The sequence below is a fragment of the Colwellia sp. MB3u-41 genome, assembly GCF_014076845.1.
Lineage (GTDB): Bacteria > Pseudomonadota > Gammaproteobacteria > Enterobacterales > Alteromonadaceae > Colwellia_A.
Map to the genome: position 1 here is coordinate 257061 of NZ_JACGUT010000058.1, position 20633 is coordinate 277693.

The 20633-nt window shown below is 36.6% G+C and carries 20 protein-coding genes; 14 read left to right on the forward strand and 6 right to left on the reverse strand.

Annotated features, from left to right (window positions below):
* Positions 1–8 precede the first annotated feature (8 nt).
* From bcp to H4J73_RS06585, 3 genes are all read left to right on the forward strand, one after another.
* Positions 9–482: a thioredoxin-dependent thiol peroxidase gene (bcp, locus tag H4J73_RS06575; protein WP_182223810.1), complete on the forward strand. Its 474-nt coding sequence runs from the start codon at positions 9–11 to the stop codon at positions 480–482.
* 67 nt (positions 483–549) lie between these two features.
* Complete coding sequence (locus H4J73_RS06580; protein ID WP_182181408.1) at positions 550–1059, forward strand: M48 family metallopeptidase; 510 nt, start codon at positions 550–552, stop codon at positions 1057–1059.
* A gap of 42 nt (positions 1060–1101) precedes the next feature.
* Positions 1102–1707, forward strand: a complete 606-nt coding sequence (locus H4J73_RS06585; RefSeq protein WP_182181409.1) for an AAA family ATPase — start codon at positions 1102–1104, stop codon at positions 1705–1707.
* Here the strand turns inward: H4J73_RS06585 and H4J73_RS06590 are convergent.
* A complete protein-coding gene (locus H4J73_RS06590) occupies positions 1704–2777 on the reverse strand; it encodes an AI-2E family transporter (RefSeq protein WP_182181410.1) in 1074 nt (357 codons plus the stop codon). The two genes, H4J73_RS06585 and H4J73_RS06590, sit on opposite strands and share 4 nt — an antisense overlap.
* Before the next feature lie 22 nt (positions 2778–2799).
* The gene (locus tag H4J73_RS06595; RefSeq protein ID WP_182181411.1) at positions 2800–3045 is read right to left on the reverse strand and encodes a sulfurtransferase TusA family protein; all 246 of its coding nucleotides are present in this window, start codon (positions 3043–3045) and stop codon (positions 2800–2802) included.
* A gap of 152 nt (positions 3046–3197) precedes the next feature.
* On the opposite strand from H4J73_RS06595, the gene H4J73_RS06600 reads away from it, so the two are divergent.
* The 5 genes from H4J73_RS06600 to H4J73_RS06620 all read left to right on the forward strand — a co-directional run bounded on the left by H4J73_RS06600 (position 3198) and on the right by H4J73_RS06620 (position 8107).
* Complete coding sequence (locus tag H4J73_RS06600; RefSeq protein ID WP_182181412.1) at positions 3198–3833, forward strand: hypothetical protein; 636 nt, start codon at positions 3198–3200, stop codon at positions 3831–3833.
* Positions 3834–3838: 5 nt separating this feature from the next.
* Complete coding sequence (locus H4J73_RS06605; protein ID WP_259366727.1) at positions 3839–5308, forward strand: M48 family metalloprotease; 1470 nt, start codon at positions 3839–3841, stop codon at positions 5306–5308.
* Positions 5309–5408: 100 nt separating this feature from the next.
* Entirely contained in the window at positions 5409–5747 is a 339-nt protein-coding gene (gene arsC, locus H4J73_RS06610; RefSeq protein ID WP_182181413.1) for an arsenate reductase (glutaredoxin), read from the forward strand.
* Between the two features lie 54 nt (positions 5748–5801).
* Positions 5802–6200, forward strand: a complete 399-nt coding sequence (locus tag H4J73_RS06615) for a DUF2069 domain-containing protein (protein ID WP_182181414.1) — start codon at positions 5802–5804, stop codon at positions 6198–6200.
* 53 nt (positions 6201–6253) lie between these two features.
* Complete coding sequence (locus tag H4J73_RS06620; protein ID WP_182181415.1) at positions 6254–8107, forward strand: hypothetical protein; 1854 nt, start codon at positions 6254–6256, stop codon at positions 8105–8107.
* Here H4J73_RS06620 and hda read toward each other — a convergent pair.
* Together hda and H4J73_RS06630 are read right to left on the reverse strand one after the other, a co-directional pair.
* Entirely contained in the window at positions 8099–8815 is a 717-nt protein-coding gene (gene hda, locus H4J73_RS06625) for a DnaA regulatory inactivator Hda (protein ID WP_182181416.1), read from the reverse strand. The two genes, H4J73_RS06620 and hda, sit on opposite strands and share 9 nt — an antisense overlap.
* Complete coding sequence (locus H4J73_RS06630) at positions 8815–9987, reverse strand: DUF2066 domain-containing protein (protein ID WP_182181417.1); 1173 nt, start codon at positions 9985–9987, stop codon at positions 8815–8817. The genes hda and H4J73_RS06630 overlap by 1 nt, the downstream gene beginning before the upstream one ends.
* Before the next feature lie 159 nt (positions 9988–10146).
* Here H4J73_RS06630 and purM point away from each other — a divergent pair, with 159 nt between their 5' ends.
* Genes purM through H4J73_RS06645 form a run of 3 tightly spaced genes read left to right on the forward strand, consistent with a single transcriptional unit; the run spans position 10147 to position 12644 of the window.
* Positions 10147–11193 carry a phosphoribosylformylglycinamidine cyclo-ligase gene (gene purM, locus H4J73_RS06635; RefSeq protein WP_182181418.1) on the forward strand — a complete coding sequence of 349 codons (1047 nt, stop codon included), beginning with the start codon at positions 10147–10149 and terminating at the stop codon, positions 11191–11193.
* A 4-nt stretch (positions 11194–11197) separates the two neighbouring features.
* On the forward strand, positions 11198–11869 hold the full coding sequence (gene purN / locus H4J73_RS06640) for a phosphoribosylglycinamide formyltransferase (protein WP_182181419.1): 672 nt from the start codon (positions 11198–11200) through the stop codon (positions 11867–11869).
* Between the two features lie 34 nt (positions 11870–11903).
* Positions 11904–12644, forward strand: coding sequence for a DUF3108 domain-containing protein (locus H4J73_RS06645; protein WP_182181420.1), 741 nt, complete (start codon positions 11904–11906; stop codon positions 12642–12644).
* Here H4J73_RS06645 and H4J73_RS06650 read toward each other — a convergent pair.
* Positions 12622–13440, reverse strand: a complete 819-nt coding sequence (locus H4J73_RS06650) for a class II glutamine amidotransferase (RefSeq protein ID WP_182181421.1) — start codon at positions 13438–13440, stop codon at positions 12622–12624. The two genes, H4J73_RS06645 and H4J73_RS06650, sit on opposite strands and share 23 nt — an antisense overlap.
* A gap of 157 nt (positions 13441–13597) precedes the next feature.
* On the opposite strand from H4J73_RS06650, the gene fadE reads away from it, so the two are divergent.
* The 3 genes from fadE to H4J73_RS06665 all read left to right on the forward strand — a co-directional run bounded on the left by fadE (position 13598) and on the right by H4J73_RS06665 (position 18436).
* Positions 13598–16027 carry an acyl-CoA dehydrogenase FadE gene (fadE, locus tag H4J73_RS06655; protein WP_182223811.1) on the forward strand — a complete coding sequence of 810 codons (2430 nt, stop codon included), beginning with the start codon at positions 13598–13600 and terminating at the stop codon, positions 16025–16027.
* Positions 16028–16274: 247 nt separating this feature from the next.
* A complete protein-coding gene (locus H4J73_RS06660; RefSeq protein WP_182181423.1) occupies positions 16275–16943 on the forward strand; it encodes a TetR/AcrR family transcriptional regulator in 669 nt (222 codons plus the stop codon).
* A 125-nt stretch (positions 16944–17068) separates the two neighbouring features.
* Positions 17069–18436 carry an aldehyde dehydrogenase family protein gene (locus H4J73_RS06665; protein WP_182181424.1) on the forward strand — a complete coding sequence of 456 codons (1368 nt, stop codon included), beginning with the start codon at positions 17069–17071 and terminating at the stop codon, positions 18434–18436.
* A gap of 159 nt (positions 18437–18595) precedes the next feature.
* Here H4J73_RS06665 and H4J73_RS06670 read toward each other — a convergent pair whose 3' ends face one another.
* Positions 18596–20416: an acyl-CoA dehydrogenase C-terminal domain-containing protein gene (locus H4J73_RS06670; RefSeq protein ID WP_182181425.1), complete on the reverse strand. Its 1821-nt coding sequence runs from the start codon at positions 20414–20416 to the stop codon at positions 18596–18598.
* Positions 20417–20633 lie beyond the last annotated feature (217 nt).

Genomic DNA, 20633 nt, shown 5'->3' on the forward strand with positions numbered 1-20633 from the left:
GGATAACCATGAAAACAATAACTGTTGGCGAAACCGCCCCACTATTTACTTTACTTGATGAAAATAGCAATGAAGTTGCTTTAGCTGATTATATAGGTAAAAAGCAAGTGTTAGTGTATTTTTACCCTAAAGCAATGACACCCGGCTGTACTGTTCAAGCGCAAGGGCTAAGAGACAATAAAGCCAAACTTGAGCAATTAAATACGGTTGTATTTGGTATTAGCCCTGACGAGCCTAAACGCTTAATTAAATTTTGTCAGCGCGATGAAATAAACTTTACCTTACTCTCTGACGTTGATCACAGTGTTGCTGATGCTTTTGGTGTATGGGGTTTAAAGAAGTTTATGGGTAAAGAATATGACGGAATACATCGTTTGACATTCCTCATTGGTCTTGATGGTAAAATTAGTCATGTGTTTAATAAATTTAAAACCAAAGATCATCATCAAGTAGTTTTAGACTTTTTAAAGACTGAAAATTAATAAAACGGCTAGTTTATTCAATGTAATAACCATTGATATAAACTAGCCATTTAACTAGAATGAAATAATGACCGTACCTTTAAAATACCTTTCCGCCTACTCCTTAGATATTCAAACCAAAGTGCAAGAAATGATATACGGTAAAACGTTATCAGTGTATTTGTTAGCAAAATACCCAACGGCTCACCAAATATACAATGATAAAGCTCTTCGTAGTTACGTACTTGAGATTAAAAATCAGTATCTAAAAAAATCAGAACCTTTGAGCCAAATAAAATATGACGATAAAATTCATGTCATTAATAATGCGCTTGGTTTACACACTTATATATCGAGAGTTCAGGGCAGTAAACTGAAAAGTAAAAATGAAATTCGTATTGGCGCTTTATTTAAAAAAAGTCCTGAAACATTTTTAAACATGATCGTTGTACACGAACTTGCCCATTTAAAAGAGAAAGATCACAATAAAAACTTTTACAAGCTATGCGAGCATATGCAAAGCGATTACCATCAAGTAGAGCTTGATTTGCGTATTTATTTAACTCAAATAGACTTATTTGGCGATATTTACCAATAACCTTTAAGCCTTTTTTATGCCAACTACCGTAAGAGAAAACTGATGAAAATAACCAATATAAAAAAACGTATCGTTCTTACTGGTGGACCCGGAGGCGGAAAAACCACTGCGCTTGATCTTATTCGTCGCGAATTTTCAGGAAAAATTGCAACAGTACCTGAGGCAGCAACCATGATTTTTAGTGGTGGTATTGAGCGTTCAAACAATAATCAGGTATTAAAAGCCCAGCAAACCGCAATTTTTTATTTACAAAAACATTTAGAAAATATTCAGCGAGCGACATTCGAGCACAGTATCATATTATGTGACCGAGGTTCATTAGACGGCCTCGCTTATTGGCCAGATGGTCCTGATGAATTTTTTAAGGCTATGAATACCAACCTTGAAGATGAACTCGCCCGTTACGATGCGGTTATATTCTTTGAAAGTGCTGCAAAATCTGGTGAAAGTATAAAAAGTAACAACCCTATTCGCAATGAATCAGAAAATGCAGCGATTATTCTTGATGATAAACTGCAAGCAATTTGGTCGCAGCATCCCAACTTTAACTTAATTAACAGTGACGAATCATTTATTAATAAAGTTATGTTTGGTATAACGACCATTGAGAAAATCATCGAACAGTATCAAAAACCTTATCGTGTTTAGCACTTATCCTGCTCGGGAAAGTCATTATTTGAAGGCCAAGCATTTAAAACAGCCTTGACGAGTGTTGCCAGTGGAATCGCGAAAAAAATCCCCCAAAAACCCCACATACCACCAAAGAGAATAACGGCCACAATAATAGTGACAGGATGTAAATTTACGGCTTCTGAAAACAATAAAGGGACAATAATATTACCGTCAATGGCTTGAATAATACCATAAGCGATCATGACATAACCAAACTCACTGCCCGTACCAAATTGAAATAGCGCAACTAATAAGACAGGAAAAGTAACAATAGTTGCTCCAACATAGGGGACAAGAACAGACAAGCCCACTAAGACGCCCAGTAAAACACCATAATTCAAGCCCAAAGCAACAAAAGCAATAGTAGAAGCAGCACCCACAATGATGATTTCAATAATCTTACCACGAATATAATTCATGATTTGTCGATACATTTCATCGCCAACTTGCGTAGCCATTAAGCGCTCTTTAGGTAAGAACGAGGTAAAACTCGAGATTAATTCTTTCTTATCTTTTAAAAAGAAGAACACCATTAACGGTACTAAGATTAAATAAATCATTAACGCGACAATATCAGAAATAGAATTAAGTGAAGCTCTTAAGGCAACTTGTCCCCATTCAATTAATTTATCATTCACCGCTGATATTAAGGTTTCAATTTGCCCTGCATTGATTAAATCTGGATATTGTTCAGGAAGAGTCAGTAAATAAATTTGGCCTTGCGACACCATATAAGGCACTTCTTTTAACAAGTTACTACTTTGCTGCCATATAACGGGCATTAATCCTAAAATTCCCACTAAAGAAATACCAATAAATACTACAACAACTAAACTCACAGCAAATGTTCTTGATAAGCCTATATACATTAAGCGATGTACAGGTAGGTCTAATAAAAATGCAATGGCAATCGCAACAAATACTGGCATAAGTAAATTATTAAAGAAAAAAACAAATAAAAATGCACATAACAGTATAACCAGTAAAGTTACAGCATTAGGGTCAGAAAATTTACGTTTATACCATTGAGAAAATAATGAAACCATTTATATTACTTACCTATTTGATTTACGTGCGGTTAAAGGAAGTGTCATTCGCTTTTCGAATAAAAAGCTCAAGTGTGTTTTTTTCAAGCCAAGACTCATCATAGGTAAAGCCTTGTTTAGTTAATAATTTTGGAATATCTTTAATCGAACCTTGATCAGATATTTTTAATAAACAAAAGTCATCATTCGACATTTTTTTTAACAGTAATCTTAATTGTACTAAAGGCACCGGACATTTTTCAGATCTGGCATCATATTCATAGATCATAAGTACCTATTACTTAAAAAGTCATCAGTTAACAACATTGCCACTAAATAACGATAAACAAACCTTTTGTTTGATTATCTAATTTGCGACAATTGATTACAATCTTATTATATTATTTATTTTAATTTGATGAAAATAAATGCAGAGGTAAAATGAAAGAATTACCGATAACATCTAATTTGAAAGAGATTACCGCTTATAAAAAGAAACTTAATTGGGGTGATGTTCCAGCTATTTATCATATGGCGGCATCTTCGATTAGTGATATGGACGGCATTTTGACTCATGGTTTTGATAGTGCATACAAAGAACTATTTAACAAAAACAATTGGAACTATACACTTTTGGAAAGTACGAGTGATGGAAATGGCAACGTTACGGTCACAAAAAAACCACAAATAACCTTACAACATTATTATGATGAGCAAAATTATGAACTTCACTGTTTTCCGATAGTCGAAGGTGAACGGGTCTATGGAACATTATCACAACATCCATTATGTCCCTTTACACAATGGTCACCTGAAAAAATGCAAATGCTGTTTAGGATTAGTAGCTTAATTTCCTTTATAGTTTTTACTTTTAAAAACGGAGACCTAGCAGATTTAGCATTAATAAAGTACTCACATAAACGTGTTCAAGAATTAATACATGAACTCAGTAAATCATTTGAAATAGTCGATGTAATCGGATATTCCATTGCAGATTTTTGTAAAGAGCTCTATCGAAGAAGACCTAACTTCACCATAGCTGATTTACTTGATAACCTTGACCCAAATACGGAATAGTTAATTTGCCTTATCAACCTATATTTAAATTAAAGTCATTATTATTTGCTTGCGCATTAACCACATTACTGGCGAGCCCTTACAGTTTTTCTCAAGATAATAATAAAAACAAACTGCCCGAAATTGGCACGTCTGGCTTTAGTGTTTTATCAATAGATAAAGAGCGCCAAATTGGCGGTGCTATGATGCGTCATATTCGTGCTTCACAACCGCTAATTAATGACCCCGTTTTAAATGAATATATTAACGATTTAGGTAACCGTTTAGTCAAAAATGCTCAAGATGTAAATTACAGCTTTGAATTTTTTATTATTAGAAATAAAGAAATTAATGCCTTTGCTTTTTTTGGTGGGCATGTCGGTATTCATAGTGGTTTAATGACGCTCGCCGATACTGAAAGCGAATTAGCTTCAGTTATTGGCCATGAGATATCTCACGTTACCCAACGGCACTTAGCCCGAAGACTTGAGGCTCAAAGGAGAAATCAACCCCTAACAACCGCCGCAATGATTTCAGGTGTGTTACTTGCACTCGTCAATCCTTCTGTGGGCATGGCCGCATTAACAACGACAATGGCTGCATCACAACAATCAAGCATTAACTTTACTCGTGGCAACGAACAAGAAGCAGACCGCGTAGGCATAACGCTCTTAGCACAAAGTGGATTCGACCCCCAAGGTGCGCCAGATTTTTTTGGTAAAATGGCCACCAAGTATCGCTATACATCAAAGCCACCTGCCATGCTTTTAACGCATCCAGTGCCTGAGTCTCGTATAGCAGACGCACGTATCCGTGCTCATGGTTTAGAATCACGTCCTTCGGCGCCTAGCTTAGACTTCGCACTAGCAAAAGCACGTATTCAAGCTCGATACGAGTCAACACCCCAAGAAAATATTGCGACTTTTGAAGATGATATAAAAAAACAAAGCTATACTTATAAAGTAGCTGTTAATTATGGTTTAGCCCTTTCACTTTTTGAAAATAAAGATTATCAAGACGCTAAAAAAATCCTTGAAAAATTAATAAGTGATGATAAGAACAACCTATTTTATGCTGACGCGCTAACCGATGTTTACATTAAGACAAAAGAAATAGATAAAGCGCTAGTTATGCTCAATGAGCTAAACTTACTGATGCCTAACAACCAAGTTGTTACTTTAAACTATGCCAACGCTTTGCTTGAAAATGAAAAATTTTCAGCTGCGGAGGTTCTTTTACAAGACTTCCTATTAGTTAAGCCCGGTAACTTTATCGCTTATGACATTTTGACGACTGTCTATCAGAAACAGGATAAAAAAGCGCTGATGCATGCCACCAAAGGAGAAGTTTTCGCTCTTTTAGGCGCATATTCGCGCGCTGTTGATGAATTACAGACTGGCTATAATTTTACAGAAAATCAACCCATTGTCGAAAAACGTATTAAAGCACGAATTTTACAACTTCAAGATCAAGAACAAAAACTAAAAAGGCTATAATCCGGCATTACTTGCATTATCCGAATAGGATGAAGAACCTCTCATTCAAAAGATAAAGCAAATATAATTATTTACTTTTACACGCTATTGAGATTAAAACATGTTAACGATTTATCACAACCCTCGTTGTTCAAAAAGCCGTCAAACATTGACGTTGATTGAAGAAAATAATCAAGAAGTTTGTATTGTAGAATATTTAAAAAACCCCCTAGATGAATCTACCATCAGATTACTTTTATCACGTTTAAATGTTTCACCTATCGAGATGATGCGCACTAAAGATAATGCGTTTAAAGAACAGAACCTAGCGGGTGCTTCGGATGAACAGCTAATAACAGCAATGATGAATTCGCCTAAACTTATTGAACGTCCAATTGTGACTACGCAGACGAAAGCAATCATTGGTCGTCCTCCTGAAAACGTAATCACACTCTTTTAATTTTACTCTCTTTAATATTTTGGCGATAAATGTCTCGTCAATAGGATAACTTTCATGAATAAAACACAGCGATTCTCAACACCAACCCTAAAAAAAATCACCTTAAGTGGATATTTTTCTTTATTATTTTTTATGCCGCTTTGGCTGCTTTATTTAAACCCTTCACAAGGCTTGTCACCCATATTAAGTTTATGCCTATTTACCGTGCCACTTTTATTTCCATTAAAGGGGCTACTTGCTGGCAACCCATATACTTATGCTTGGTCAAGTTTTGTTGTTATGATTTATTTTTTACACAGCTTGACAACGTTATGGGTGTCTCCAGAAGACGTAGTATGGGCGTCATTAGAGCTGATATTTGCAACGACTATGTTTATTGGTGGGAGTTATTACGCTAAATATAGAGGTCAGGAACTAGGTTTGAGCATCAGAAAAGAAAAAGAAAAAACGTAACTCATCTGAGGAAACGCTATTGAAAAAATAGCGTTTCTATTTAAGGATTAACAGTGAAAAAAATTCTCTCTATTGCAATATTACTCTCTCTTTTATTTGCTTGTAACAATAATAGTGAATCAACTAAAATTGTTACAACGGATAATGAGGTGAAAATAGATCAAGCAGTAGAATTGGTTGTTTTTGCGCCGACAAGTGATATTACGAATATTATTTGGACGCAAACAGCTGGCGAGCCCGTTACTTTTTTAGCCTTCACAAGCAAGGTTATCGCTTTTACTCCTATCGTTGCAGGAGCATATAGCTTTAATGTTTCATTTGAACTTGCTGATGGTAGCAAAGAAAATCTGACTCATTCTATTACGGTATTCAGTGAACAAAGCCAAATTTCTGCTCGTTTAGGACATGCCACTCTAGAAGGCAGTAAAGTTTCATTAAGGGCTTCAATAACAAGCGAACTTTCAGTAAACACTTTAGTTTGGCAGCAAACCTCTGGACCAGAGGTTAATTTTACGGCCAAAAAAACCAATGGTGATTATGCTGTATTCTTTAATGCGCCAGAGGTCACTAAAGATACCTTATTAGAATTTACCGTGACTTCTGGAGCTTATAGCGACAAAGTAGCTATTCTTGTTGAAAAAGCAGACCTAATAGATACCGAATCAAAAGATACCGCTTATACCGAGCGTTTAGCCCATGTATTCCCGTTCGTTAAAAACTCTTCTTATGCCGATGTACTTGTTGACTGTGTTTATAGCAACAAAATAAATTTTAATAAAACCTGCTCGTTTGATACCCTACCTTTAATTGCCCACGATACAACCACACCGACAATTGACGACATAATGGATCGAGTAGTCGTTTCTCATTATTGGATGGGAGAAAGATTTAAGGCATTTCTTGAAAGTTTTGATCCAAACAATGATTTCAAAAACTTACTCAGAGCCAATACCGCCATTGTTATTTCTTATGATATCAGACCTTCATATTACTGGGTGGTGAGTGGCGCTATTCACTTAGATGCTAACTATTTTTGGTTAACACCCGACGAACGAGACACAATAAATCAGGCACCAGATTATAGAGCATCATTTGGTCGTGATCTCAATTTTGCAATGCCATGGCGTTATGTAAAAAACAACAATTACACTACAAATTATTTTTCTGAGAATGTCCGAACGACTCGAGAACCAGAGGATGTTTTATATAGTTTAACCGCTTTAATGTACCATGAACTTGCTCATGCAAATGACTTTTTCCCCAGTAGTGTTTGGTCAAGTTTAAACAGAAATGAACCGATTTTATCTGTGGCACAACGCATATCTGACAATACTGGATTTAAATCAGATCAACTTAAAAGTACACTACCATTGTTCGGTGATGAAATGTTAGCTTTAGCGCAAGTACGCTTTCATGGTGTGGACGCCACGGATACCCAAAAATCTTATCAGCCTAATGATGTCAGCACATTCTTTAGTCGCGAAAGTGCCCCGCAATTTTATAACTACTCAAGTATTCGTGAAGATTACGCCATGCTTTTTGACGGTTTTATGATGCAAACTCGTTTTGGTATTAGCCGAGATGTAGCCATAACAAACGCCCCAAAAAACACAACTGAACGTTATATCGTAAACTGGGGACAACGTGGACGCATTGGTGAAGAAAACATTAAACCTCGCGTATTATTTGCCGTAAGTCATATTTTACCTGAAGTAGCTGATGTACAAAGCCTAGTGGGTAATTTACCTGACCCTATCATGATGAATATGGGAGAAAGTTGGGATGATAATCTAACCATTAGCCCATTTACAAAAGAGCTGTCAGCACTGAAAAAAGTTTCAGCTCAGAAAACAGAAAGACGCTTTATTCAACATGAGTTTTATGAAAAACCCAGCCCTTTAAAATAAGATAGCTTTAATGAATGGAATAGTGATTTTACGCTGTTCTCTTATTGAAGCTTCGTCAAGCTCCCCTAGGGCTAAGATCAAGTGACTCATTTCACGTGATAAGTGACTAAGTAAATACTTAGCAACTTCATCTGTTAATAATAAACCGCGTTGCTGCGCCCTAAACTTTAACGCGATTAATTTTTCTTCGTCATCGAGGGGCTTTATTTGCTCTGTCATTCCCCATGACAATCGCGAAACGAGGTCCGCTAAACCTAGCTTCAATTGTGACACACTCTGGTCACCCGTAATGATTAAACGCTTGTTCTGCTCGATAACGCGATTAAACAAATCAAAAACTGCCCGTTGCCAAAGTTTATCACCTGCAATTAATTGCACATCGTCGAGGCAAATTAGATCGATATTTTCTAACCCGTCTAACACTTCAACTGACAACTGTTTTAATTCAGAAAACGATAAACAAAACGATGACAACCCCAATTTTTCAGCAAAAGTACAACTGGCATGTAACAAGTGTGATTTACCTACTCCAGACATGCCAAATAAATAAAAACTATTAACATGCGCTGATTCAACAACGTGGTTGCCAGCTTTGATAAATGACTTTAACTGTTCAGTTGCAGAGTAATTAGCAATACTTTGAAAACTTGAAAAGGTTTCATCATCGGGCAGTTGAACGGACAAGGTTAATTGAGAAGTGACTTTCACTATGGTTTCCAATAAAAAACAGGTATCGCATCAATCACTTTTTCTGCAAGTGGGTCAACAAAACGATCTAATTGCTTATTCAGTTTTAATGAAGCAATAAATGCTTGCCCTGAACTCTTTAATGCTAATTCAAAACGACGATTTTCACCTGAAGCATTGAGTAACTTAACTGACTTAACAGATGATAATTGTTCAAGGAATCGTTCAACTTCAATGAAAGTTTGCAATGATGAAATATTGGCAACATCAATAATATAATTATGATCAACATCACTATTTAGAGCGTATTTTTGATAAATTTTATCACTAATAAGCGAAAGTGCTTTTTGTAATAATTCATCAGGGGAATTGCCATAGCTAATATCACCAAAGATTTGTGCACCAATTTGATCACGATTGTAACCCTGGGCATCGGCAATAAAACTCCAATCTAATGCATATTGCTGTGTCTCTTTGGGGCACAGTAGACAATCGTCAACTTGCCCAAAATTGTCTTTTTTTGGCAATAAACTACTGTTTGATAAACGAATAATAATAATAGATTCTGGATTATAACGTTGTGAGCCTGCTTGGACTTGTGCGGCAAAGCGCCCCCACACATCAAAAGTTGAAATATTATTGACATCCGTTAAATCCATTAACGGCATTAAAATAGGTAGGCCTCTAAGTGTAGAAAATTGTTCGACTGTTATAGGTAAATTGTAAGTTATTGGTGAAGCGGTATTCTCAGAAAAAGATGAATGCGTTGCATTAGATATGGTCGTTCGCTGCAAACCATTCTCTTCCACGAGCCATAATAAGATTTGAGGCCGTAAACTTCCCCATATTGGTGCACTTGCTTGTTCAAACAGCTGATTAATTTTACTTTCATCAAAGGTAACTAAAAGTTCAGTCTTATCGGCGTTACGTTGATAACGATATTTAACAACATATCGATTGTAATTTCTCAGGCCTTCTTTTATGGCTGAGTTTGATAATAATGCTTGTTGACCACCAACTTTTAGCACAACAGCACCCATTGCTAGTTTCAATGCACGCTTCTGCTCTGAGTTGGTTTGTGAGCTTACTATAACCTTTGCGTTGTATAAGTTTTTAACTTCGACAGCCGGAGCCTGCACTGAAGCAAAGAAAAGACTTAAAGCAACAACTAATACAATGAAATATCTAAACATATTATTTAAGTTGACCATTTTTATATGTAAGATCTTATCATAGTGTTAATCAATTTAAATACTAATAAAAAATAATTTATTATAAAGATTTTCACCACGCCATTGCGCTGGTAGAATGCGCCATTAAAGTTCTTATGCTAATTAATTGAGGTTTCCCCCGTGAGCGAACAAAAACAGTCTCTAAGCTATAAAGATGCTGGCGTTGATATAGATGCAGGTAACGCCCTAGTAGAAAACATTAAAGGTGCGGTAAAACGTACAACTCGTCCTGAAGTGATGAGTGGTTTAGGTGGTTTTGGATCTGTATGCCGAATACCAACTGGTTATAAAGAACCTGTAATGGTTGCGGGAACAGATGGTGTAGGTACAAAATTACGCTTGGCTATTGATTTAAAGAAACATGACACGGTTGGTATCGATTTAGTGGCTATGTGTGTAAATGATCTCATTGTTCAAGGTGCTGAGCCTTTATTCTTCTTAGATTATTATGCAACAGACAAGCTTGATGTTGATGTTGCGTCAGCAGTTGTTGCTGGCATTGCTGATGGCTGTGTTTTATCAAACTGTGCTTTGGTTGGTGGTGAAACAGCTGAAATGCCAGGTATGTATCACAAAGGTGATTACGACATTGCCGGTTTTTGTGTGGGTATCGCTGAAAAGTCACGTTTAATTGATGGCACAAAAGTAGCTTCAGGCGACCAATTAATTGCTTTAGCCTCTTCTGGTGCACATTCAAATGGTTTCTCATTAATTCGTAAAGTATTAGAAGTAAACAAAACAGATACAAATGAGTTACTAAATGGTAAATCAATTGGTGACCATTTGATTGAACCAACCAAGATTTATGTGAAATCTGTTTTAGAATTGCATAAAGAAGTTGATATACATGCTTTATCACATATTACAGGTGGTGGCTTTTGGGAGAATATTCCGCGTGTACTTCCAGAAAGTGCACAAGCTATTATTGACGGTAACAGCTGGCAGTGGCCTGAAATTTTCAATTGGCTACAAGAGAAAGGTAATATTACGACGCACGAAATGTACCGTACCTTCAACTGTGGTGTTGGTATGATTATCGTAGTTCCTGCAGATGATCTTGCAAAAAGTATTGAAATTTTATCCGCTCATGGTGAAAACGCATGGCACATTGGCGAAATTGCTGATATGCAAACTGGCGCTGAACAAGTAGTGATCAATAAAGGTTAATTTTATGCCATCAAAGAACATACAAGCCAGCAATTTATCAAGTAATATTGTTGTGCTAATTTCTGGTGGCGGCACAAATTTACAGGCGATTATAGACGCCTGTAAATCTGCTGATTACCCAGGAAAAGTTGTTGGGGTTATTTCAAATAAAGCAGATGCTTATGGCTTAACTCGCGCTGAAAATTCAGGCATAGACCATTGTGTGCTTTCTCATAAAGACTTTGACAGTAGAGAAATTTACGACCAATCATTAATCAAGAAAATTGATTTATATCAGGCTGACATTGTTGTTTTAGCTGGTTTTATGAGAATATTAACACCACAGTTTGTACAGCATTACCAGGGTAAGTTAATCAACATCCACCCATCTTTATTACCTAAATACCAAGGTTTACATACGCACCAACGTGCCATTGATGCCGGAGATAATGAGCATGGTGTTAGTGTGCATTATGTTACAGAAGAACTCGATGGTGGTCCCGTAATATTACAAGCAAAAGTACCAATTTTTGAAGGTGATACCGCTGATGACCTGGCACTTAGAGTTCACGAACAAGAACATAGAATTTATCCTTTAGTGGTAAAATGGTGTTGTAATCAGCGCATTTCTATGCACAATGACACTGTACTTTTTGAAGGTAATGCACTGCCTGCTTCTGGTTATGCGAGTGATTAAATAAAATATTAAATGATGAGTTATAGGTAAATAAATGCTGAATAAATTATGTGGTATTGCTCTAGTATTAGTTGCTGGAAGCAGTTTAGTTTTCGCAAACGATACAACTAATATAAATACAGAACAATATGTTATTCAGCCTTTTACTGCCAAATATAACCTTATACGCTCAGCTGATATTGTTGGCTCCGCTTCGAGAACACTAGAATATATATCGCCACAACAAGCTAAATACAGCTATAAAACAGATATTGAGTGGTTAATATTTTCAGATAACCGTCAAGAAGTCTCCTTAGTAAATATAGACCTTCATAAAGTCACTCCTGTGCAATATGACTTTCAACGAGAAGGTACAGGGCCTGATAAAAACTACGTTTGGCAATACAACATTGCTGACAGCCTCGCTATAAACCTAAAAGAAAATACAAAGCTATCTGTTGATTTACCTAGTAATATTCAAGACAAACTCAGTTATCACTTACAAAACCGCTTAAACTTAATTCAACATCCCGAACAAAAACTTTTTGTTTATCCCGTGATCAACCATTCAGGGAAAATAAAGAATTATGTTTATCAGTACGATGGCGAAGATGAATTAATGCTTCCCTTTGGTATGGTAAAAGCCATACGATTGAAAAGGGAAGTTATTGAAAAGAAAAAAGTGACTTACGCATGGTTCGCTCCAGAACTAAATTACTTGCTGGTTAAAATACAACAAATAAAATCTGATGTTGAACAATTTGATGCACAACTTACTTCCCTTGAAGTGCATTAACTTCAGTACTCAATAGCTCTTGTCCTGAAGCAATAGACTCACCTAAACAAAATAAATGCCATTGACCTTTTGTCATCTTGTGCCATGTTTCATTATTGGTTAATGGTTGCGTAGCAATAACACTGACAACATCACTTTCTGTAGTTTCTTCTGTGAAATTAATGACCACTTCTGCATCAATTAAGCTCGCTTTACCAAAAGGAGCTCTTCGAGTTATCCAATGTAAGTGATTGGCACAATAAGCAAATAGATACTCGCCATTCGTAATATTGACATTAAAAACACCCAGTATATTTATTCTCACACTTAGCTGAGCAATATACTGAAACAATTCCACTGCAGGTGGTTCTTGAACAGCAAATTTGAAATGAAGTTGATCTAAAATCCAACAAAAAGCGTGTTCGCTGTCAGTTGCGCCAACAGGGATATGCAACTTAACAGGAAGTTCCTCTTTAACATTTTTTAACTGGCCATTATGCGCATAAGTCCAATGTTTCCCCCACATTTGACGAGTAAATGGATGCGTATTCTCCAAGGAAATCCCCCCTGAGTTAGCTTGACGAATATGACAAATAACCGCTTCACTTTTTATCGGGTAGTTTGTTACTAATTGAGCAATAGGCGATTGCGCACTTGGTAATGGATCTTTAAAACTACGGCAACCTTTCCCTTCATAGAAAGTAATTCCCCAGCCATCTTTATGGGGCCCTGTGTTACCACCACGCTGCATTAACCCGCTAAAGCTAAAACAAATATCAGTGGGTACGTTCGCACTCATGGCCAATAGTTCACACATAAATTAATTTCCGAATAGATAATTGCGGTTATTATCCTATAAATAAGGGAACAACGATAAATATATTTGTAATTTATCGAACATAGATTTAAGCTAAAATAATGGTCAGACCTCTTTATTTTTATCGTGAGGTTTTTATTTCAAAAAAGGAAAATTAATGGAACAATTTACTTGGTTCATTTATGCCATTATCTTAACGGGTTTTATGGCATACACCCGTGCTGCGCTCTCAACGTTTACTTTAAGTTTTGCAGCATTAATGGCGCTTGGCACTATATTTGACGCACTGTCATTTTTCAGTTGGATAATATTTGCACTTATTGCCCTTCCCCTCAATATCTCTGACTTTAGAAAGCAGTATATTAGTCAGCCTCTGCTCAAAATGTTTAGATCTATTATGCCGCAAATGTCTAAAACGGAGCAAGAAGCCATAGATGCTGGTACCACTTGGTTTGAGGCCGAACTGTTTCGTGGCAATCCTGATTGGAAAAAACTTCATAATTATGAAACACCACGGTTAAGTGTTGAAGAGCAAAGTTTTTTAAATGGTCCGGTAGAAGAAATTTGTAAAATGACTAATGATTGGCAAACTACCCATGTAGATGCTGATTTATCACCTGAAGTTTGGCAGTTTTTAAAAGATAATAAGTTCTTTGCGATGATTATCAAAAAGAAATATGGTGGTTTAGAATTCTGTGCCTATGCACAATCTCGAGTTTTACAAAAACTATCAGGTGTCAGTGCCGTTTTAGCAAGTACTGTTGGGGTACCTAACTCTTTAGGCCCTGGTGAATTATTGCAACTATACGGAACAAAAGAACAACAAGACTACTACCTTCCTCGTTTAGCGGTTGGTGATGAAATTCCTTGTTTTGCACTGACAAGTCCAGAAGCAGGTTCAGATGCTGGTGCAATACCAGATGAAGGTATTGTCTGTCACGGTGAGTTTGAAGGTAAAGAAGTACTTGGTATGAGATTAACTTGGGACAAACGCTATATAACGTTAGCTCCTATTGCTACGGTACTTGGCTTAGCTTTTAAGCTTAAAGACCCTGGTAATTTACTTGGCGATACGGTCGACTTAGGTATTACTTGTGCATTGATCCCGACAGACCTTGACGGTATTATTTGTGGTCGTCGACATTTCCCATTAAATATCCCTTTTCAAAATGGTCCTACTCAAGGTAACGGTGTCTTTGTCCCACTTGACTTTATTATCGGTGGCGCTGAAATGGCAGGTCAAGGCTGGCGTATGTTGATGGAGTGCTTATCTGTTGGTCGTGCTATTACATTACCGTCTAATAGTGCAGGCGGGATCAAGTCAATAGCACTTGCTACAGGTGCTTACAGTCGCATTCGTCGTCAATTTAAATTACCGATTGGTAAAATGGAGGGCATTGAAGAACCCCTTGCTCGAATTGGTGGTAATGCTTATTTAATGGATGCAGTAACAACCATGTCTACGGGGGCGATCGATTTAGGTGAGAAGCCTTCTGTTATCTCTGCAATCGCCAAATACCATTTAACAGAAAAAATGCGCGTTTGTGTTAATGATGCAATGGACATTCATGGGGGTAAAGGTATTTGCATGGGTGAAGGCAATTATCTTGCTCGCGGTTATCAAGGTGCGCCAATTGCAATAACCGTTGAAGGTGCAAATATTTTAACACGTAGCTTAATTATTTATGGCCAAGGAGCTATCCGTTGTCACCCTTACGTATTAGCTGAATTAGAAGCAGCAAATCAAACAGATGATGAAATAGCACTAAAAGAATTTGATCATGCCTTATTTGGCCATATCGGCTTCGCCATTAGCAATGTGGTCCGCAGTATATGGTTTTCAATCACGGGTGCACGGTTACTGAGAACACCTTTTAGTGATCAAACTTCTCGTTACTATCAACTCCTTACTCGCTTTAGTAGTAACTTAGCGATGTTATCAGACATCTCAATGCTGACATTAGGTGGAGACTTAAAACGAAAAGAAAGAATTTCAGCACGTTTAGGTGATGTTCTCAGCCATTTATACTTGTCGTCAGCAAGCTTAAAGCGTTATAACGACGAAGGCCGTCAGCAAGAAGACTTACCTTTACTACAATGGGCTGTTGAAGATAGCTTATATGAAACACAACAAGCTATTGATGCGTTAATCAGTAATTTCCCCAGTAAAATAGTCGCTACTTTCCTTAGAGCGATGATTTTCCCAATAGGGACTTGGTTAAATAAACCCTCTGATATAACCGACCACAAAGTTGCACAAATATTACAAACCCCCTGTAAAGCGCGTGAGCGTTTAGGACAAGGTCAATATTTAACTCGAGAACCAGAAAATGTTTTAGGGCAGCTTGAGCAAACGTTAGAAGACATTATTGCGTGTGAGCCTGTCTTTAAAAAGGTTTGTCAGGCTATAGGCGTTGATCTACCTTTTTACAAACTTAATGAAGTTGCCCAAAAAGGCTTAGACGCTAATGCAATTAATAAAGTAGAAGCAGCGTTATTATGCAAAGCTGAATTAGGTAGAAAAGCAGCTATTGATGTTGATGATTTTGATTCAAAAGAGCTTAGAGCAAAGACATTGAGTCTTTAAGTTATGATCAGGGGTTAACCTTGATGTGACCATAATGGCCTAAATGTAGGTAATCATTATTTTTATACCGTATAAATGAGCCCAATTTTCTATTGGGCCTTTTTTATTAATACCCCCTACTATTTATTTTTTACTTTTATTCTCCCTATTGATAACACCCATATTACGATATTCTTCGTTAGTAGATTGAATTTTCCCTAAAAATAAGTTAAATTTATGTTAATTAGAATTATACGACTTAAATAATATGTTTTTGACTAAGGAAAGCCCCACAGTAAAACGACGGAGTAAAGGTGAGCAAACTCGTTTACTAATATTACAATCAGCAACTGAAGTGTTAGCAAAAAATGGCATAAAAGGCACTACACATCGTGCTATTGCTAACAATGCAAATATTCAACTCTCACTTACAACCTATTATTTTAAAGATATACAAGAATTAGTTCATCAAGCATTTACACTGTGTTCTTCACAAATAACAGCGAAAACAAGTTTAGCTTGGCAGCCCGCTATTGATTTATTATCGGGTATAAATAAAACAACTTTACGTAAATTAAGTGAAAAAGAAAATTTACGTGAAAAACTTTCAGAGATGATCACTCAACAATTAGTAAAAAGTATTATTAACTCTCCCGTAGAACTTACCGTACAACAATTACTATTCTCTGAAGTCCAAGTTAGCCCACAATTACATGCCTTAGCTGAAATGCATCGAGAAACATTACTCGCACAATTTATTCGTTTATGTGAATTTTTTAATGTGCGCGATGCTCAAATTGATGCTGATATTATGCTAACGGTCTTCACACAGCTTCAATATCGCAACGTCGCCATACCATCGGAAACATTAGCATTTCAAAACATTCATGCGACGGTAACCCGGGTTATTGGCAATATAATGAACTTGAAAGGCTAAGCAATTTTTCACTTAGCGAGAAACTCTTTGATTAGCTTTGTACAAAGGTAGATATTGATGTAAATTAGTTTTATCTGGTCGTACCAATAAAACTATAAGACCCATTATCAACATTAAGGTTACCCATGGCTTACAATGCAATTATCACGAAACATCATCAGTATTTTGATACAAATATCACTCGGGATATTTCATGGCGTAAACAACAATTACAAGCAATAAAAAAACTTGTTATTGAAAATGAAGACGAACTATTAAAAGCGTTGCAAGAGGATCTGGCAAAACCAACACTCGAAGCATGGATCACTGAAATATCGTATGTAACGAGTGATGTTGATCATGTCTGCAAGCACCTCAATAGTTGGGCAAAGCCCACACGTGTTAGTACTCCTATAGTTACACAACCTGGCAAGTCTTTTATTAAACCAGAGCCACAAGGTACAGTATTAATTATTGGCGCATGGAATTATCCACTTCAATTAGTACTTGCTCCTTTAATTGCCGTTATTGCTGCTGGTAATTGTGCCGTGCTCAAACCATCAGAACTTGCTCCTGCGATGTCCGCACTTATCAGCAAGCTCGTTCCTCAATATTTGGACAATAAAGCAGTCAGTGTGGTTGAAGGAGGGGTAACAGAAACAACCGAGCTACTCACCTTACCTTTCGATCACATTATGTATACCGGTAATGGTCAAGTGGCTCGTATTGTGATGGCCGCAGCAGCAAAAAACTTAACCCCTGTAACATTAGAGCTTGGCGGAAAAAGCCCCGTTTATGTCGACGAAAGTGCCGATTTAAAAATAACAGCACAGCGCATAGCTTGGGGTAAATGGATGAATGCAGGACAAACCTGTATTGCTCCTGATTATTTATTAGTAAAAGAAAGTCTGCTTGAACCGTTAACACTTGCCTTAAAAGAACAAATAATATCAATGTTTGGTGAAAACCCTAAAACCAGCAAAAGTTATGGCCGCATTATTAATCAACGTCATTGCCAGCGTATTGCTTCTTACTTCACTGATGGCGAAGTAATTGCGGGTGGTGAAAGCGACATTGAAAGTTGCTATATTGCACCAACTATCATTATTAACCCCTCTTTAGATAGTCCTTTAATGACAGAAGAGATATTTGGCGCTATTTTACCTATCGTCACTATTGCAGATTTTGATGAAGCAAAATCATTTGTTAAACAAAGAGAAAAACCACTTTCTGCTTATATTTTCAGCCGTAACAATGTTCAAATAGCGCAATGGATAAATGAAATAAGTTCAGGTAGTCAGTGTATTAATGATGTTATTATGTTCAATGCAGTACCTGACTTACCCTTTGGTGGTACTGGCCCTAGCGGCATAGGACAATACAGTGGTAAAGCAGGGTTTGATAACTTTAGTCATTTAAAATCGGTGCTAAAAAGACCGTTTCTAAAAGATTTACCAGTACGTTTTGCCCCTTATTCCCAATGGAAACTTAAATTTTTGCGTTTTATCCGATAAAGATCCATCTTAATATTTCCTCGGAGAATGATGTTGCCAAAAAATTGATAAATTTTTATTGCTAGCCTAGGAGATATTTATATTTCATCCAAAAGATAAAAACCTTTTACAGAATACTGTAAAAGGTTTTTTATTGACTATATGATCAAAAGCTAAGTTTTACAAAAACGATAATAACTCTTCATCTAATTGCATTAACGTTTTAGGATCAGCCATCATTGTTACAGATAACGATTTAGTTCTTGGTAACATACGCTCAAAGTAAAACTCTGCCGTTTTAATTTTTGCACGGTAGAAGTCTCTATTTTCAACATCTGTAGCGAGCTTTTCATAAGCCGCTTGCGCCATTTGAGCCCAGAAGTATGCCATTACAACGTAACCAGAAAACATTAAATAATCAACCGATGCAGAGCCTATCACATCACGGTTTTTCTTTGCCTTAATGGCTAAACTTACGGTGTTTTTCTGCCAGCTAGCCACCGCTTTACTCAATGGCCAAATAAACTTATTCATTTGACGCTTATGAGGATTACTCGAAATCATACTCTTGTCTTTACAAAAGCTTAGAATTTCCATAGTAAAATGTTTTAAATACTTACCACGGTTCAATAATATTTTACGACCAAGTAAATCAAGCGCCTGAATACCCGTTGTTCCTTCATATAAAGTAGAAATACGTGTATCACGAACAATTTGCTCCATGCCCCACTCTTTAATGAAGCCATGACCGCCAAATATTTGTAAACCATGATTAGCACTTTCAGAACCTAATTCTGTTAAAAATGCTTTTAAAATTGGCGTAATAAAACCTAAGCGATTATCTGCTTTTCGGCGTTGCTTATCATCTTTTAACATTTGAATGTCATCAACCAATTTCGCCGTATAATAAATCATTGCACGGCCACCTTCAGTGATCGCTTTTTGCGTCATCAGCATTTTACGAACATCAGGGTGAACAATAATAGGGTCAGCAACTAGTTCAGGGTTCTTAGTACCGGTTAATGAACGCATAGACAAACGTTCTTTTGCGTAAATCAAAGAATTTTGGTACGCAAGTTCAGCGGCACAAATACCTTGTAACGCTGTACCAACACGTGCTGTATTCATAAAGGTAAACATACATAATAAACCTTTATTTTCTTCACCTATGAGAACACCTTTGGCGTTATCAAAGTTTAAGACAGCAGTAGCTGAACCTTTAATACCCATTTTTTCTTCAATTGACCCACAAACAACATTATTACTTTCACCAACATTACCCTGCTCATCAACCTGCATTTTAGGTACGATAAACAATGAGATACCACGAGTACCTTTTGGTGCATTAGGTAATCTTGCTAAAACAATATGAACTATATTTTCAGTTAAGTCGTGTTCACCCGCTGAAATAAATATTTTGGTGCCAGTGATGTTAAACGTACCATCATCGTTTGGCTCAGCTTTGGTTTTTACTTGGCCTAAATCTGTACCACATTGTGGTTCAGTTAAACACATAGTGCCTGTCCAAGTACCTTCGGTAAGTTTAGTTAAATATATTTCTTTCTGTTGTTTTGTACCATGAAGTTGCACGGTATCCATTGCACCATGGCTTAAACCAGGATACATAGCCCACGACCAGTTTGCCGTGCCCATCATCTCTGATTTTACCATGCCTAAAGAAGCAGGAAGGCCTTGTCCGCCATGTTCAATGGGATGAGACAAACTCTGCCATCCACCTTCAACATATTTCTTATAAGCTTCTTTAAAGCCTTTAGGTGTCGTTACTTTACCATTATCAAAAGTACAACCTTCTTTGTCGCCACTTTGATTAATAGGTAACAATTCATTTTCACAGAATTTTGCACACTCTTGGAATATCGCATCAACCAAGTCAGGTGTCGCTTCTTCAAATTCTGGATACTGCTTATAGTGGTCATAATAATTAAAGACATCTTCAAATAAAAATTTCATGTCTGTGAGCGGTGCTTTATAACTGAGCATGTATCTCTCCAATGCTTTTTAAACTATTTATTTAACTTCTTTCGAATATAACAGAAAAACAACTGGTCATACCACTGTTTTTTTACTAATAAAGACTTATATATTAAGAAATAGGGCTTAAGTGTAGAAGATAACGGAATTTATTGAACAAAATAACGTAAGAAAATTAGTTTTGAAGTTTTGAAGTTTTGAAGTTTTGAAGTTTTGAAGTTTTGAA

Bases quoted from the DNA above. Each gene is read 5' to 3' on its own strand.
- H4J73_RS06650 (WP_182181421.1), bottom strand. From the start codon at position 13,440: ATGTGTGAACTATTGGCCATGAGTGCGAACGTACCCACTGATATTTGT.
- H4J73_RS06630 (WP_182181417.1), bottom strand. From the start codon at position 9,987: ATGTTTAGATATTTCATTGTATTAGTTGTTGCTTTAAGTCTTTTCTTT.
- H4J73_RS06615 (WP_182181414.1), top strand. From the start codon at position 5,802: ATGAATAAAACACAGCGATTCTCAACACCAACCCTAAAAAAAATCACC.
- fadE (WP_182223811.1), top strand. From the start codon at position 13,598: ATGGAACAATTTACTTGGTTCATTTATGCCATTATCTTAACGGGTTTT.
- H4J73_RS06580 (WP_182181408.1), top strand. From the start codon at position 550: ATGACCGTACCTTTAAAATACCTTTCCGCCTACTCCTTAGATATTCAA.
- H4J73_RS06665 (WP_182181424.1), top strand. From the start codon at position 17,069: ATGGCTTACAATGCAATTATCACGAAACATCATCAGTATTTTGATACA.
- H4J73_RS06600 (WP_182181412.1), top strand. From the start codon at position 3,198: ATGAAAGAATTACCGATAACATCTAATTTGAAAGAGATTACCGCTTAT.
- H4J73_RS06670 (WP_182181425.1), bottom strand. From the start codon at position 20,416: ATGCTCAGTTATAAAGCACCGCTCACAGACATGAAATTTTTATTTGAA.
- purN (WP_182181419.1), top strand. From the start codon at position 11,198: ATGCCATCAAAGAACATACAAGCCAGCAATTTATCAAGTAATATTGTT.
- H4J73_RS06585 (WP_182181409.1), top strand. From the start codon at position 1,102: ATGAAAATAACCAATATAAAAAAACGTATCGTTCTTACTGGTGGACCC.
- bcp (WP_182223810.1), top strand. From the start codon at position 9: ATGAAAACAATAACTGTTGGCGAAACCGCCCCACTATTTACTTTACTT.
- H4J73_RS06590 (WP_182181410.1), bottom strand. From the start codon at position 2,777: ATGGTTTCATTATTTTCTCAATGGTATAAACGTAAATTTTCTGACCCT.
- H4J73_RS06645 (WP_182181420.1), top strand. From the start codon at position 11,904: ATGCTGAATAAATTATGTGGTATTGCTCTAGTATTAGTTGCTGGAAGC.
- H4J73_RS06660 (WP_182181423.1), top strand. From the start codon at position 16,275: ATGTTTTTGACTAAGGAAAGCCCCACAGTAAAACGACGGAGTAAAGGT.
- H4J73_RS06595 (WP_182181411.1), bottom strand. From the start codon at position 3,045: ATGATCTATGAATATGATGCCAGATCTGAAAAATGTCCGGTGCCTTTA.
- arsC (WP_182181413.1), top strand. From the start codon at position 5,409: ATGTTAACGATTTATCACAACCCTCGTTGTTCAAAAAGCCGTCAAACA.